Raw genomic sequence first — 16,626 nt, forward strand, 5'->3', positions numbered from 1 at the left:
AACTCCTCTATTTAGTTAATATTATGCTTGTTCTTTGTTAGCTTTCATTTTGTAAGCAGCAAGTCCCATAATCATTAGACCAGCAACTACAAAGATGATTGAACCAATTCCACCTGTTTGTGGGATTGATACTAATTTATTTTTGATTTGTTTACCAAATACTTGAGTACCTTCTTGTTTGTAGTCTAGTTCTCCTTTTGCTTGTTTGCTATCGTATGAACCTTTTTCTACTTTAAAGTCAACTGTTCCGTTAAGTTTAGCGAATCCTTTTGGAGCTTGTTTTTCTTCAAGTTTATAATCGCCATATTCAAGACCAGTAATTTCTAGTCTACCTTCAGAATCAGATACTAATACAACTGCATCAGTTGGAGCTGTAGTAGCTTCTTTCCATTCATAAGCTTGTGCTGCTTTTACAAATGCTTCATTGTATTCTTTTTGAGCTTTATCTATAGCTGCTTTTTTCTCTTTTCCAGCTTCGCCTTTTTGTTGTTCAGCTGAAAGCTCATTATAAGCTTTTACCGCATTATCTAGTGCTGTTTTCTTTTCAGATACATCAATAGATTCAGCATCAGCTTTTGTTGATGATTTAGCTACTAGATATTTTTTACCAGTAGAATCTTTAACGTAGAATTCAGCACCTGCAAGTCTGTTTGGTGTGTCTTCGCTATCAGTTTTTACAAATCTTCTACCACCATTAACAACCTTTGGAGTAGTTGGTTTTAATGTTTTTGGATTATCGTTGTCAATTTTATCTACTATTACAACTTTGCCATCTTCAGTAGTTTTTTGATATTGTGGTTCATAACCTGACACAGATTCTACTACTCTATATGTTTTAGCATTATCTAGACCAGTAAATTCATGTTCAAAGTTTTCTTTATAATTTGATTCGTATTCTGCTACGTCTTTCCAGCTTCCGTCATTTTGTTTTTCTTGAAGTGTAAATACTGCTTTAACGTGTCTATCAGCTTCTGTTATTTCCGGACCATCTGCTGCCCATGTTTTAGAAACTTTTATTTTTTGATCAGCAGGTTTTGTTTCTGGTGGTTCATTTTCATCACCTGGTTTGTTGCTGTAATCAAATGTTACATTGTTTTCTTTTACTTGATCTGGTTTAACTGTTCCATCAAGATGTGCAGAATATGTTAATGTTAATTCAACTTCACCTTTTTCTGCAGCTTCTTCAACTTTTTTAAGACCTGAATCTTGCATTACAAGTCTAAATCCTCTGTTTGTTTCGTATACTTTATAATCTGTTCCTTTTTCTAAATTAAGACCAGAAATTGTTAAGTCTTTATTATAAACAAGACCTTTTTCCATTTGGTCATCCCAAACTAATTTTTTATATTTAGCTTTTGCTGGGATTTTTGTTTTAACTTCGAATGGAATCTTCTTTCCAAGTTCTGAAGTTACTGTAGCTTTAGTTTTATCAGAGTTTTCATATTTTGCTCCAACTTCTGCACCTGCACCTTCATCTGCAGCTTTATATCCTTCTGCTACTTTTGATTTTCCTTGTTCATATTTGAAGTTCTTGTCAATTAATGGTTTATCTTCAGTATTCTTTGGATAAACGTGAGCATTTTTTACAACTCCATTATCATTAACTAATGGAAGTGCAATTTCTATAGGAACTGCTTTAGCATCTGCTAAAATTGATTGCCCATCAGCATTCTTATAAGAAGATTTAGATTGATCTTCATAAATTTTATAAGTTCCTTTTTTTAGATTTGATGTATTTAATACTAAACCATCTTTTGTTGTTTTACCTTTTAGAGCTTCTTCTTCTTTGTCAGTTTCTGTACCGTCTTCTTTGATGAATTTAGTACCATCTGCATTTTTAACTACGAAATATGCTCCTTCTATTTCAGTAGCTGTACCTTTTGTATTTTCTTTGGCAACAAAGAAATCTTTTACATTTGCTATTTTGTTACCATCATATTTGGTACCATCTTTACCTGTTGTTCCTACATCAAATGCGTTAAATGATGTTTTGTCCATTAAGATTTTATGAACTGTTACGGTTTCTGTTTTTTCATCATCAGCCGCACTAGCATTTACAAAAGGTGCTGCAACTATTCCGAACACCATTGCGAATGCTGTTAAAAATGACAAAATTTTGTGTTTCATAATTTTCTCCTTTTTATTTTTTTGTCAATTTGCCTTGATATGTTTTGGCTTTTGCCTTATCAATTATGTATAATCTGTATTTCAAGATTTATACTAGAAACATTCCTACATTTATAATAACCCAAGCTTGCAAGAAAATTTTATTTTTCTTGCAAGTTATTATTAGGTTTATTACCGAAAATTTTTAGATATCTTATACTATAAGTTTATCTTTTCTTTTTGAATAGGTCAATACTGCGACAAACATTATTATTAGTCCTAGGATTGTGTATCCTATCCAAACTCCAGGGCCTCCTGTGTGAGGATATTCTGCCTTTTTGTTTGTGACTAAAATTCTATTTGTATCTGAATTTTCTTTATTTTTATCTTGAATATTCAAATCAATTTTAGAAATCTTATTATCTTTCTTATCCTTATATATTATTTTACCATTTTCTACATCAAATTTGAAGATTATTTTTTCAACAAGTGCGTAACCTTCTGGCGCTTTGGTTTCGACAATTTGGTATTCGCCATTTGGAATTTCTTTAAATTCAAATTGACCTTGGGCATTGGATGTAACTTTCCATTTTTCTTTTTCATCGTCGTTTGGTAAAAATTCTTTTCCGTCTTTTCTTAGTGCAACGAAAATGCCCTTATCATTTTTTCTATGAATTTCAAATTCCGCTCCAGCAAGTGCCTTGTCAGGTTTATCTGCGTCTACTTTTTTGAAGTAGATGTCTGGGTTTTTGATATTGGCGATGTCTAATGTGATTAGATTGACGTCACGGTCTAGATATTTACCTTCGTACTGTGTCATATCGACTTTGTCATTGCCCGCTGTTATTTGCGATGCTTTTTCTAGATATTTATCTAGGGTTAATTTTGTATCATTTTCGCCAAATTCTACTTTGCCACTTGTTTTATTGATTGTGCCGATTTGATAGGTTGCTTTTGCTCCTATTCTTCCTTCATCTTTGTATGGCATATCCACAATAAATTGATAGTATTTTTCTTTTTCTTCTTCTTGTGGTGTTTGTCCTTGTTCTGATCCTACTGGTTTATTTTTATCTTCTTCCTTGTATGGAGGTGTGATTGTTAGGGTCAAGTTTGGACTATTTCCATCGTTGATTTTAACTTTATAAGAAGTGTTGTCTTTCTTTCCTATCTGATTTGCTTCATCGCCTGCTACTAATCTTACTTTTGTATTTGCTTGACTTAGTTTTAGTGATGGGTCTGTGGATTCTAGGATTAGTTTTGTTTTCTTTATGTCGCTTGGTTTTGCTTTGATGGTTATTTTTTGTCTAAATGTTTTGTTTTCTTTGTCTATTCCGATGATTTCTGTGTCAAGATTTTCTGGCTTTTCGCCATTTTGTTTGTAGTTTAAATTTTCTACAGTTTTCATCTTGTCATTTGTATCATCGAATGAGTTTAGCCATTTGACTTTACCATCTCTTGTTACTTCAAGTTTCCAAACTGCGTCAGATTTGGTGTAGCCTTTTGGAGCTTTTCTCTCTGTTAGAGTATATTTTCCTGCTGGAAGATTATTAAATAAGATTGTTCCATCTTTTTCTAATGTTCCTATATTAGGTGTGTATTTATCATCATTATCTTTTTCTAGTAGGAATTCTGCTCCTGTGATACTTTGTCCATTTTCGTCAGTTTTTCTTACTCTTATTTCTGCTTTCTTGTAGTTTTCTATGATTTGTTTATTGTTTTTTATTTCTACAATATTTCCTTTTTCATCTACTTCGAAAGTAGAAACTTCTTTTGCTGGCAAGTCGTAATGTTCATTATCAGGTGTGACGGTTTCTATTACTCTGTACGTACCTTCGGATAATCCTTCCCAAGAAAATACTCCGTTATCGTCTGATATTCTTGTTGAATTATTTACTTCGTCCCATGATAAGCCATTTTGTTTTTGGAGTTTGAATGTTGCTCCTCCTAAAACTCTTCCTATGCCTAAATCTTTGAGAGATTCTGGATTTTCGCTTGATTGGTCTACTACATTTGATAAAACTCCACCGTCAATTTTTACAAATTCTATTTTGTTTTTGAAGTTTAGAAGTTTTAATTCTTTGTTAGCATCTCCAATTGCTCCAGGATTAAAGAATTCTGAGAAGGTTTTGAAATAATCTGTGTGTGTTCGTGTGTAACCATAATAGTCTTTCTTATTATATACCGCCTCTGATGTTGTCTTTAGTGATTGAGCTTTTCCTTCCAATTCTCCTTTGATTTCTATAACGTAGGTTGCATCGTTTGGATATCCATTTTTATTAATTACACTATTAAATTCAATTCTATCGGTTAATGTATTGTCTTTTGTAATTTGATAATATCTCCATCTTCTAGCAGAATAATCATATTTTCTATAGTCATAACCGTCATAGTAATTAACTTCAGTGTGAACTCTCCTAGCGTATACATCATAGTCATATTTCGAATCGCTTACTAATTCTAAGTCATCTTCGTTTATATCGTAAGAATCTGGCAAGTCTCCATTTTGCCATCCCTGTGTAGCATTATTCACAGTTTTGTGGCTTCCTGAACCAGTTTTAACATAGGTTTTTACTGATAGGTTCTCATTTATCTTGATATATTTATCTGTTGTAAATGATAGACTCTTATTCCAAATATTACTGTTCCAAGGATTTAGATAAAGAATTGCTGTAAAGGTCTTTTGATCTGGATCAAGTCTTAGCATATATGATGATATAGCTGTATCTGGATTTTGGTATCCGTCGTATTCCTCTTCAGCATTGTATCCTCTATAGTTTATATTTATAGAATCTGAATAATGATAATTTGTATTTGTTTTATCGGTGTTATTTCCTATGTTTACATCGACTGTTATGTCTTGTGTATGGTCTACCACTCTTCTGTTTGGGAAGATTTGCATAAACATTGACATAAAGTCTGGTCTGTAGTCGCCTACGTATTTTGTAAAGGTATAGGTGATTGATTTTCTGTCAGAATTTATTTTTGCCTCAGCAAGTTTTCCAGCAGGTCCGATTATATCAAATTGTGAATCTGGATTTTTTCCTTTGTTATCATTATCTTTAAATATTCCATCTAAATCTACATTTTCTGAGAAATGGATTGTGAAGTAATCTCCAGGTTTAATTTCTTTGTTAGGATCGATTTTAAATTTGAAATTTGCAATCATTCCTTCAGCCTTGTTTGGATATACAGTTGTCTTACTTGGTATATCAGCTGTAGAAATTAATTCTTTTTGATCTCCATCAAATGTTATATATTTTGAAACATCGCTTTGTCTATCTGGAGTTTTGCCCCAATCTCCTCCTCCAAGAGTGATTAATTTTTTCTTGGTATCTAGGATGTAGCCGTTTATTGTTTTTCTTTCTTTTAACCAATAGTAGCCATAAGGCAAGTCTTTGAAAGAAATTTCTCCATTTTCATCTGTTATTCTTTCTTCTCCAACTTGTGTTTCATTTTCGTCGGTTTTGTGAAGGGTGTATTTTACATTTGCAAGTGGCCTGTTATTTTCGTCAACTTTTTTGATTTTAAATTCGCCCTTGCCTGGTTTTTCGTTGATGATTTTACCAAGTGTTCCAATGTTATCATCGGTAACTTCTTTTTCAATGAAATCATCGCCGACTTTGTCGTAGATATAGATTTTACCTTCTAGAACTCTGAATTTCTTGACTGGACCATTTACTTGCATGAAGCCTTCTGGTGCATTTGGTTCCATAATTTGATAGAAACCATCTGTTAGACCTTCGAAGGTGAATTTACCTTTTGCATCAGATTTTCCTTTGTAAGCGCTGTTGTCAATTGTTACATTGCTTACGCCAGATTTACGTTGTTTTGTTCCATCGGATTTTTCGATGTAGAGGCCTTCTTTATCTTCTTTGATAAATTCTATATCTTTTGTTACTGGATAGTAGCCGTTGTTTTCTTTGTAGTAATCTTTTGGATCTTGTTTTTCTAGGATAAATTCTACATTTTGTAGAGGATCTTCCTTGGTTATAAGTTTGCCACCTTCTCCTTTTTCTTCGTCTTTACCAACTTTTGTAAATTCAACTTTATTTTTTTCGTTGATGACTTTGAGTATAGAATTTGGATCGGCAATATTGATTGTTATTCCATCTCCGATTACTTTTCCATATTCTGTAACAAGTTGTCCTCTTGCATTTTTGAGTTCTTTGTTATTTTTATCTAGTACAGCTTTTAATATAGCTATAACTTTTCCAGGATTTTGTGTATCATTTACAAATAAAAGTTTGTATTTGTTTGTAGATAACTTGTAACCGTTTGGTGCTTTTTCTTCTTCTAGAAGATAGGTCTTACCATTTTTGATTCCGTTTACATCAAACTTATAGATTCCAGCATTTGAACCTTTTGCAAGGTCGATAGTTGTTCTAAATACATCCTTATCGTCTTCTGTGTTGGTTAGTTTTAAGTGTAACTCGCCTTTTGTGATGTTATTGAATACTTTTCTACCATTTGAATCTGTTAGGAATCCTTTGGTTAAGTAGAAGTATTGTTGTTTTTCATCGTTTTTAATGTAGAAATAGCCAAATCCATCTGTATCTACTTCTGTATTATTTTTTCTAGTAAAGATGTATGAGAACTCTTGGGTTTTATCTACCAATACATTATCGCCATTGCCATCCTTTTTCATTTCATAGAATTTCTTCTTTAGCTTGTAGTTATCATTTGCGTCTTCGTAGATTTGGATAACTATTTGCTTATCCATTTCTTTGAAGCCATCTGGCGCTTTGGTTTCTATTAATGTATAGATACCTTTGGATAAGTTTTTAACTTCAAATGTACCATCAGTTTCTATAAGTTCGTAAGGCGGTGCTGATGAATTTCCATCTTTCGCTGCATCTAATTTTGTTGGATCATCAGAGTTTTTGAGCATAACGAATTTGGTTTGTTTATCTTTGATTATATCTTTATTTACAGTTACCTTCTTCCACTTCAAATCTACAGTGGTTTTGGTGTTTGTTAAGATGTAATTAAATTCGCCAACTTGTTTTTGTTCCAAATTGCTCTTTTTATCAAATCCATTTTTGATATAGGTTGTGTAATAATTATCTTCTTCTTTATTTGGATTTGTATCATGATTTGAATATTTTTCGTAATACTTTTTCTCAAAAGCTTTATCGTATTTTGCTTGTAGACCATTTTCAGTTTTTTCAACTGTTATTATCCACCTATCTTGAACAGCCTTGCTGTCGTAGCCTTCTGGCTTGTCGGTCTCTCTTAGTTCGTAGATACCTTCGCCAAGTGTGTCGAATGTGACTGAACCAGATTTTTGAGAACGTGCACTTTTGTTGTACATGTAGGTTGCACCTGAGACAGCATCATAGTCATAAGCTTCACTATCAAATGTTTGTCTCAACTTTTTGAGATTGAAGTATACATCTGGAAGTATATTTCCATCTTGGTCTTGTTTTTTAAATACAAATTTAGTTTTTTTGTAGTTTGCAACCTTGATGTCTTTTGGATTGCCTTTATCGTCAAGTTGTGGAGTATTTTTGCCATCTGTTTCATTTTCTGGCGTAAATCTAATTGACGCATCGTGGTCTTCAAAGACTATTTTTAGTTTGTAGGTTTTTGGATCTTGAACTACTCTGAAATACCATGGATCAGGTTTTATAAATTTCTCCAAAGCTCTTGTTTCTTGTAGTTTGTACCTACCAACGCCAAGATTTTTGAAAGTGAATTTTGAACTTACGTAAGAATATAGAGGTTGATCATATCCACCAGGGATTGGCTTTCCATCTTCATCAACTTGGGTTACCCTAAAGTCTGATGACTCTACTAGAATATCATTTCCCTTTTCATCTTTTACGCCTTCGATTTTTTGGAATTTGAAGTCAATGTAGTCTTTGTTGTTAAATACAATATCCAAATCTCCCTCTTGATCTTTTTGGAAATGTAATCCAGGCTTTTCTACTTCTACATATTTTCCATTTTGTTTTTCATAAGCCTTGATAACTTGCTTCCAATAACCTTTTTCATCGGCTTTGAAAGTGATAGCTAGGAATTTATCTTCTAGCTTATAACCAGCTGATGGCTTTGTTTCTTTGAGGATATAAGTACCTTGTTCTAGATTAGAGAAAAGAACTTGTGTATCCCTCTTTGACGTCTTTTTGACACCGTTGATAGTTTCATCATAGCCTTCTGGTTTGATAAACTTATCATATTCTTTGCCATCATCAGCCTTTTCTTTTTCGTTAAGATTTTCGTATTTTGGATTTCCTTCATTATCAAATGTTAGATTGCCATCTCCATCGAGTTTTGCTCTTCTTAAAATAAAATCTGCTCCATCTATATTTTGATAGGTCGCAAGGTCTTTTTTGTAGAAGCCTAGCTCTGTTGTTTTGAGGAAGTTTGTAACTCTAACATCGTCGATACCCTTGTATGGAGCATCTGGTCTTGCTGGGTCTGACCTGTGGTCGTCCTTGATGATTTGAGTGAATTTATCATACTCATTATCGCCAAGCTTAATACCTTTGATTGGTTTACCTAGAAGCTCTTTTCTATCTTTTTTTGGTATTGCCCATCTTGCATCTTCTACATTTTCTGGCAAGGTTTCAGTAAATTGGAATTCTATTTTCATGTAGTCATCGTCAGATGGTTTTTTGTAGTTTCCATTAGCATCTTTTGCGACTTCTACCTTGAAATACCATTTCTTGTCATTGCCATTTTCATCTTTAGGAAGTCTATAAGCTCCACTTGGTGCTTTGATTTCTGTTAGCTCATAGAGACCTGGCGACAATTCTCTGAAGTAGTTATCTCCTGGAAGACCAGTTGCTTCTGATACACCATCAAATTCCTCATTACCATATACAGGAGGTTTTTCATCAATAATTTGATCACTCTTTAGAAGCTTTCTAGCTCTAAATTGAGCACCTGTTAGGACACCATTGTTTTCATTGACCTTGGTAATTCTTAGAGGAATCCTAAATCCAGTTTCGTCTTTATTGAAGATGTCCATGGTGTTACCATTGGCTATTGTTAAGCTCACGGTATCTTTAGCTTTTGTTATTGATTCACTATCTATTGTGTAATTAGATACATTTGGTAGTGCCCAATCTTTAGCAAGGCTAGGTTTTATAGTATAGACAAGTCTATAGTTCTTATTAGAGTCAAGCTTGGTCTTAAATTGTACCTTACCTGAGTTTACAGCATCTATAGTCTCTATTGCTTCTAGTTTACCTTCTTCGAAGAGTTTTAGTCTACCTGGAGAATCAGTAGTACCTGGACCTGCTGCATTACCATTTACTGATCCAGAGTAAGTGAAGTTGACCTCTAGATTTTTGTCACCTTGAGGTGTTGTAGAATCTTCTACGAAGATCGCAGTTACTGTTACGTCTGATGCTGGCATTGTGAATTGATTTCCGTTAACAGTTACAGGTTGACCGTTTGCTGTTACGATATATTTAACAAATTTATAACCTTGGGCAGGCGTTGCTGATAATGTGATAGTTTCTCCTGCCTTTTCAGATGTTGGATTTGCACTAACTGTACCACCTGTTTGTGGCTGTTTTAGGTTTACTTTATAAGTGTTTGGTAATGGTGGTGTATCTTCCTTGTCTCTATAGGTCACAAGCTTTGAATCTGGGTCTAAATCCATTTGATTTGCACCAGAATTTGCCTTAAAGTTTATCAAATTATGGATATTTACAATCTTATTGAGATTGTCAGTAGAATTTTCATCCACATATATCTTGTAAGATAATTTGTATTCAGAATCCGCCTTATCTAAAGAGAATTTCTTAGAATAAGGTCCATTTTCTAGGTTAGGATTTGTGCTATTGCCATCTATGGTCTCTGTGACTTTTCCATCTGTTTTGATATAATCAGCTAGGTTTACATTTATAACCGCATCTTTCACAGGAGATTTATAATCTGATAAAGGCTGGAATATTCCTCTTCCAAGAATACTGTTTCCAGCACCGTCTATTATTTTTCCACCTAGATAGTATTCAAACTTAACTCCTTCAGTTTCTTGCATTGATTCAACATATTTTTTTGTATTACCTACCAAAGCACTAGCTCCTACAATATGGGTAAAGTTTATTTCAAATCCATTATTAGTGAAATTAGATAATACATCCTTGTAATTATTAGCAGACCCAGCATCTGGTAATCTGTGAGTATTGATTACAAATAGGTATTTGTTATCATAAGTTCCATTTTTTAGGAAGGACTTGTCAAAGGTTCTATTATTGAATTTGTTTTTCAATGTCGCACTTGGATCAGTCCTATTGTCAACTTTTCTTTCACTCACTCCGCCAGCTGCTAAGTAGTCTCTATAGCTTACTTCTGTTCCTTGACTACCATCTATATTATATGGAGTAAATCTTTTTTCTTCTGCATTTATGGTATCAGAGTTTTGATTTACTATGCTTAATAATTTAGTATTGTTAGAATTATTATCAAACTGCATTATGGTTAAGTCAATCTGTTGTGATCCATTAGCTTTTGCCATATCGACAAGTTGTGTGATGTAGTAGTTGATATTCATATCTAAGTAACCTAAACTTTGATCTTTTAGCCTGTCAACTAAAAATACAGCGTGGATTTTATCACCTTTTAGCGTTGAAATTGATCCAGTTGGCTTGATTGATATGTTAATATCTCTAGCACCTGTACTTGTGTCAACTTTTCCAGCCTCTACCTTTACTCTTACATCATCATTAGATAGATCATAACTTAATTGATCTAGATTTGGGTTGCTTGGAGCTTGCATCAAATTATTAAATTGTATTGGTTCTGATACATCAAGTCCTGCCATTTGTAGTCTTGGGCTCATTGATGGGTTTGTGATGGAGCTTATTGACTGGATTCCTTGAGCTAAGGTTTTTGGGTCGAATTTTTTATCTGACCTGTAAGTTCTTCCAGCCTCATCTACATATACATACCACTCATCGGTTGTTTTTTCGTAACCTGCTGGTCCTCTAAATTCTTGTAGAACGTAGTAGCCAGGTTTTAAGTTATCGAAAGTCACAATACCTTGATTTGCTGGTAGAGTTGATGGGTCTTCACCAATTCTAAATCTCTTACCATCTTTATCTACTGCATAACTAACTTCTTTTCCATCTTTGCTTTTGAAATTTTTGTAACCAACTACCCCTAATTTATTTAGGTCTTCTCGGCTCATTGTTTTAGCTTTTTCTTCAGTTAGGTATAAGATTATCGGATTACCTGGAGTTACTTTTTGGATATATTCTTTTGCGTAACCGCCTGGGTTCATCTCGATATTGAATTTGTTATCTGCAGTATAGAGTCTGAAGTAAGCACGTCTTAGACCAACAATCTTAGGATTGTCTTTGCCTATTGTTACAAGTTTTCCATTTTTATCAACATAGGAAATTGCATTACCAGTTTTTCTGATTGAGAATTTACCTAGTTGCTCGCCTTCTCTAAAGTCGATTACACCTTTGAAGATAGAATGGGCACCTGTATCTGCGTTGGTGTTAGGGTCTCTTACTATTACCTTCATCTCACCAACGTTGGTTATGGCTTCTGCCTCTACCTTAAGTAGAATGTCGTTTGCAACATTGTATCCTTCTGGTGGATTTGTTTCTCTTAGGACATAATACTTACCAAATTCTAATCCCTTTAGGTGGAAGAATCCATCTTCAGCTTGGGTTATACCAGTTTGTATTGGTTGTATTTTACCATCTACTTTTTTACCAATTATTGCTCCGTAGTAGTCTGAGCTATAAAGGTCGAAGCTTACTGGCTTATTATCTTTGCCTGGAATTTGCTTTTTGTATTCTTCTTTGTGGACAATAGGTTTGCCATCTTTATCTAGTTTGATTTTTCCATCTTCATCTTTTTCTAGTTCGCCTAGGTATTTTGTAAACTGAATGTCAATTTTTCTAGGCTTGTTTGTTAGTTCGTAGACTGACTCATCATTTAGATTTATCTTCTTTTCTCCACTGCCGTCCTTTTTGACTTCATAGACTGTTTTTACAAGCTCGCCATTTACTTCGCGAACTTCTATTCTCCAATATGAATCTAGTACTTGGTAACCATAAGGAGCTTGGATTTCTGTTAGCTTGTAGTTACCTTCGACTAATTTATCAAAACGGAAGTAGCCTTTTTCGTTTTCTTTGCCGCCGTCTTTTTTGATAGAATCTGATGTCAAATCTTTTAGGTAGGTTGATCCATCTTTGGTCCAGAGTGATTCTAATCTAAATCTAGCATCTGTAAGACCTTGCTTTTCTTCGCCATTTTGTATTTCTCTAATTTTCCTAAATTCTATCTCAGTTTCTTTTGGATAGTTTCTTACAATTGTTAAGTCACCATCTTTTTCCTTAGGAGCATTCTCTCCTACAAAATGTAAAACTACTTTATTTTTTCCAGCAACTGTTTCTTCTTTTGCTTCAAGAATATAAAGTGGGGCTTTTTGGTAGCCTGCTGGTACTTTTGTTTCTTCCAGGATATAGTAGCCTTTTGGAATTTGTTCAAATTTGAATTCTCCATAATATCCTTTTGATGTTTGCTTGTAAGCATCATCGTATTTAATTGTAGCTGGATCTTTTATTTGAGTTTTTACATCATCAAGGGAGTTTGCTGTTACTTTTCTTAGTGTAAATTCTGCTCCGTTTAGTTTTGCAAATTCATTTTTCTTTACAAATTCTAAATCGCCTAGGTTATCTTGGATATTTGTTAATTTAACTTTGACTTTGTTGTCTTTGTCAACTTCTACCAAGTTTGTGCCTTCAGCAGATTTTGGAATATCTTTGTCTTTTATTATTACTTCTGTTTTGTAGCCGTCGTTTACATGAATTTCTGGTAAATTTTTAAATTTGTATGGCCCTTTATCTTCATTGACTAGGCTTCTTTTTACTTGAATTTCGAATTCTTTGATTGGCTCATATCCTGATGGAGCTTCTTCTTGAACTATATAATAACCTGGTTTTAAATATAATTTTTCGTTATTATCTTTTTGGGAAGTCCATTCTACTTTTTCATTTGTATATTTGTTGATAAAAGTAAATTTTGCTCCTTCAAGTTTTGTCTTGCCATCATTTGTATATTTGTCAATTTCAAGTGGTTCTGTAATACGACCTGTGATTAGCTCTTGGTATTGTCCTTCTTTGGTGTGGCTGTAGAAAACTAATTGAACTGTGTTTGCTTTATCTTTGTTCCAATCAGAACCTTTTTTATAAGATGCAATAACTTTCTTTAATAGTTCATTAGCCATCTCATATTGAGTGTTTTTTACGATTGGGTAGTTTTTGATAGTTGTTTCATTATCTTTTAATTTTCTAAGACCTTCGTAAGTATTATGATTTTTCTTCTCTCCATCGAAATAATCACCTTTCCAACTACCGTCAGCATTTCTATCTCCTGTTAGGGTGTAGTTTACTTTCCATGAATCTTCGTTATAATTTGATGAAGTTTCGAAAAAGTCCTCACTTATGTTTAAACCATCTGTGAAGTGATGGAGTACTCTTTGGTACATGGAGTTTTCGATGAGCCTGTGCATTATTTCGCCATTAGTTTCGCTTCCAAGTAAGTCGTTGAATTTACCTTGAGTGTATTCTTTTTTAACTTGTTCACCATAGAAGTAGATTCTTTTCATCAAATCTTCCATGGCTTGACCTTGATCCATTCCGTTTGGATTCAAATATATTCCATCGCTAGTTACTTGTCCATTTAAGTGATCAACAAGTCTATAGTTTCCTTTAGGATTTCCTACTCTTTCGTTAAGTCTTGATATTAAATAATAACCTGATGGATCTTCGTGAATATCTAGGAATATTCCATCACTACCCTTAAATGCTGGGTCTGGAGTTCCATTGTTGAAACATTGTACCATATCAAAGTTTTTGTTGATACGCATTATTGGATATGGATTTTCTAGGTAGGCTAAGTATTTATCTGTTAGGTCTTTGTTGGAAACTTTTTTTGTAAATAAGTTTATAGGTCCACCAGTAGTTGTTTCTCCTACTAGATTGTTTACTTTTTTCTCTTTGATATTTGCTTCGAAACGATAAGTATCATCTCTTGTACCTATTTGGTTGTCATATTCATAAGAGATTAAAGTTCCTGGGAAAAAATCTCCATATTCTGTTACAACTTCACCTATATTAGGAGTTCTTTTATAAAGTCCATTTTCTAGTGGAACATAGTAGAATACTTTTGGATTAATTGGTTTGCTTGGTGTATTATTTATTAAAAAATCAGGATAGTTAAAGGCTTGGTCTGGTTTTTCGCCAAGTCTTAATAAGTCTAGTGCGTACCAGTCGACATTTTTATCAGAATCTCTTTTTGCATAGATTGTTCTTGATGAATCGTAGTAGAAGTTCTCGCTTGTAAAGTTATCTCTTCCGGTACTTTTGGCAGGAATCATTGTTTCTACTAAGTTAAATGGAAGTTTTGCAAATTCTTTTGCTTGTTCAGCTCCCTTCATCCATTTGATGATTGCTGGAAGCTTGTTATATTCTTCTATAAATTCGTCAAGCATTTTTTTGATGTAATTGCCATCTGGATTTATTCTTAGACCTATAGAATAATAATCGTGTAGACGATTTTTGTTTACTTCAGCTTTTACTCTAATAAATAATTTTTCTCCAAGAGCATTTTTAGCTATTGAAGTGTTTTTTTGTAGAATTTCTCCCAATCTTGATGATGAAATATAATTACGTGTATCGTCAAGATCAAACTTATTTGTTGATGCCTTAAACTTGAAATTATTTAAACCTTGTTCTGCTCCTGCAAATATAGAAACATTTAGATTATTAAAGTCAAGATTCTTATCTTTTAGGGAAGCTGTGTCCACTTCTATGTTCCATTCCACAGTTGGATTTGTACCACCATAATATTGTTGTTCGGATGTCCAATTTAGTTGGAATGGATAATGTTTTGCTTCACTTTGTCCTTGGCTTACAACATTGTAAGAACTTTCTACAGGATTGTCGTCATTTATATTTACATGTTTAGTTGTCATTGACTGGATTGGGTTGTTTTTTGGTGCAACCTTGATGTCAATGTCAATTTCTGTTTGTCTTCCAATATTATCTAAATCAAAACCCAAATATTGGTTTACTGTTAATTTAGTATCTTTTGTAACACTTGTTTGGAAAACATACCTTATTACGTGTTTTGCTTTATCATATACTGGGCTTGCTATTAGTCTGTTGCCATCATACAAATCATTCCAAGCTTGACCGATGTCTTCTTTTAGATATGGTCCAAGTTGAACATCAAAATACCAACCTTGAGGTATAGGATTTGCTGGAGATGCTTTGACATTCATTTCAAGATTTAGGTGGAAAAGTTTACCATCCCATGAATTTGATGGGACTCTTCTTGGCAACTGTCTAAGCATATTTGCCCTAAAATTTTCGTTCCTATCTTTTTCCACAAGAGCTTTTATTGCAGAATCATTTTCTGCCATTAATTTTTCTTGATTAGCTAATGACAAATTATATTTTTCGCCAAGTTCTGTAAGAAGTTTTTGTATATCTTCGATTGAATTATTTTCATCTTCCAAAGCCTCTTTTAATTCTTTGTTGGCTTTTTCAAAATTTGCATTTTCTTCTTTTTGTTTTTCTTCTTGGGCTTTCTTTTCTTCTTCTGCCTTTTTTTCTTCCTTAGCTTTTTCTTCAGCTGCCTTTTTTTCTTCTTCGGCTTTTCTTTCTTCTTCAGCTTTTTTTTCAGCCTCTTTTTGTGCCTTTTCTTCTTCAGCTTGTTTTCTTTCTTCTTTATAAGCATTCAAGCTATTTAAATCATTTTTCAAAGAATTGGTGTCATAAAGATTTTTCTTATCTTCATTAATAAGGGCAAATATATCTCCCTCATTTTTTATATTCCAATTTCCTTGTTCATCTTGTTCAAACAAATTGTAATTAGGGTCAGGGGATATATTTTTAATAAATTCTAAATTGAATACTAATTTATCTTGGTTAAGTAATTTTTGATTTCCTTTTTCATCAAAATCGAAATCGTCTAATATTTTAAAGTCTATGTATGAATAATTTTCTCCATAAAAATTATCTTTTTTGCCTTGTTCAAGATTTTCCATCTCATTTTTTGTAAGGATTTTATATCCTTGGTCTTCTTTGATGATTTCAAGATCAAGATCAAGACCTTGCAAGTTTAGCATATCTTTTATACGCCAATATTCCTTACTTGCATCTTCATTTGTTTGGAAAATTTTATCCTCATAAAGCTTGAGGTCATTTCTTTTTACAAGTCTAAAACTTGAACTTGTAGAAGGAAGACCTACTGCAATAGAAAATTTGCTTTCATCCTTATCTACCTTTTTCTTATCATAAATTTTTTGGGAATTTGTGATAGATAAGTAAGCATCTTCGTTCGTTTCAAGATTTTCAATGTTTTTTATAGTATTTGGTTCAAGCTCTTCAGCCTTCGACCTCGTAGCAAAAGCTGGTAGCATAACTTGCAATACCATAAAAAGTGCGATTGCAAATGATGTCAATTTTCTTAATAACCTTTTCATAAGAACTCCTCAAGGGCAATTTTATGTTTTTTTTTTTTTGAAAATTACCTAAATAATTA

2 protein-coding genes are annotated in these 16,626 nt (G+C 33.2%); both read right to left on the reverse strand.

All coding sequences use genetic code 11. The annotated features are described in order from the left end of the window. Window positions 1-21: 21 nt before the first annotated feature. A complete protein-coding gene (locus HMPREF0078_RS07300; protein ID WP_004839505.1) occupies window positions 22-2,127 on the reverse strand; it encodes a pilin N-terminal domain-containing protein in 2,106 nt (701 codons plus the stop codon). A gap of 193 nt (window positions 2,128-2,320) precedes the next feature. Next, window positions 2,321-16,567 (reverse strand): SpaA isopeptide-forming pilin-related protein, encoded by a 14,247-nt coding sequence (locus HMPREF0078_RS07305; RefSeq protein ID WP_004839506.1) that lies wholly within the window; start codon window positions 16,565-16,567, stop codon window positions 2,321-2,323. Between the last annotated feature and the right edge of the window lie 59 nt (window positions 16,568-16,626).

Source organism: Anaerococcus vaginalis ATCC 51170, assembly GCF_000163295.1.
GTDB lineage: Bacteria > Bacillota > Clostridia > Tissierellales > Peptoniphilaceae > Anaerococcus > Anaerococcus vaginalis.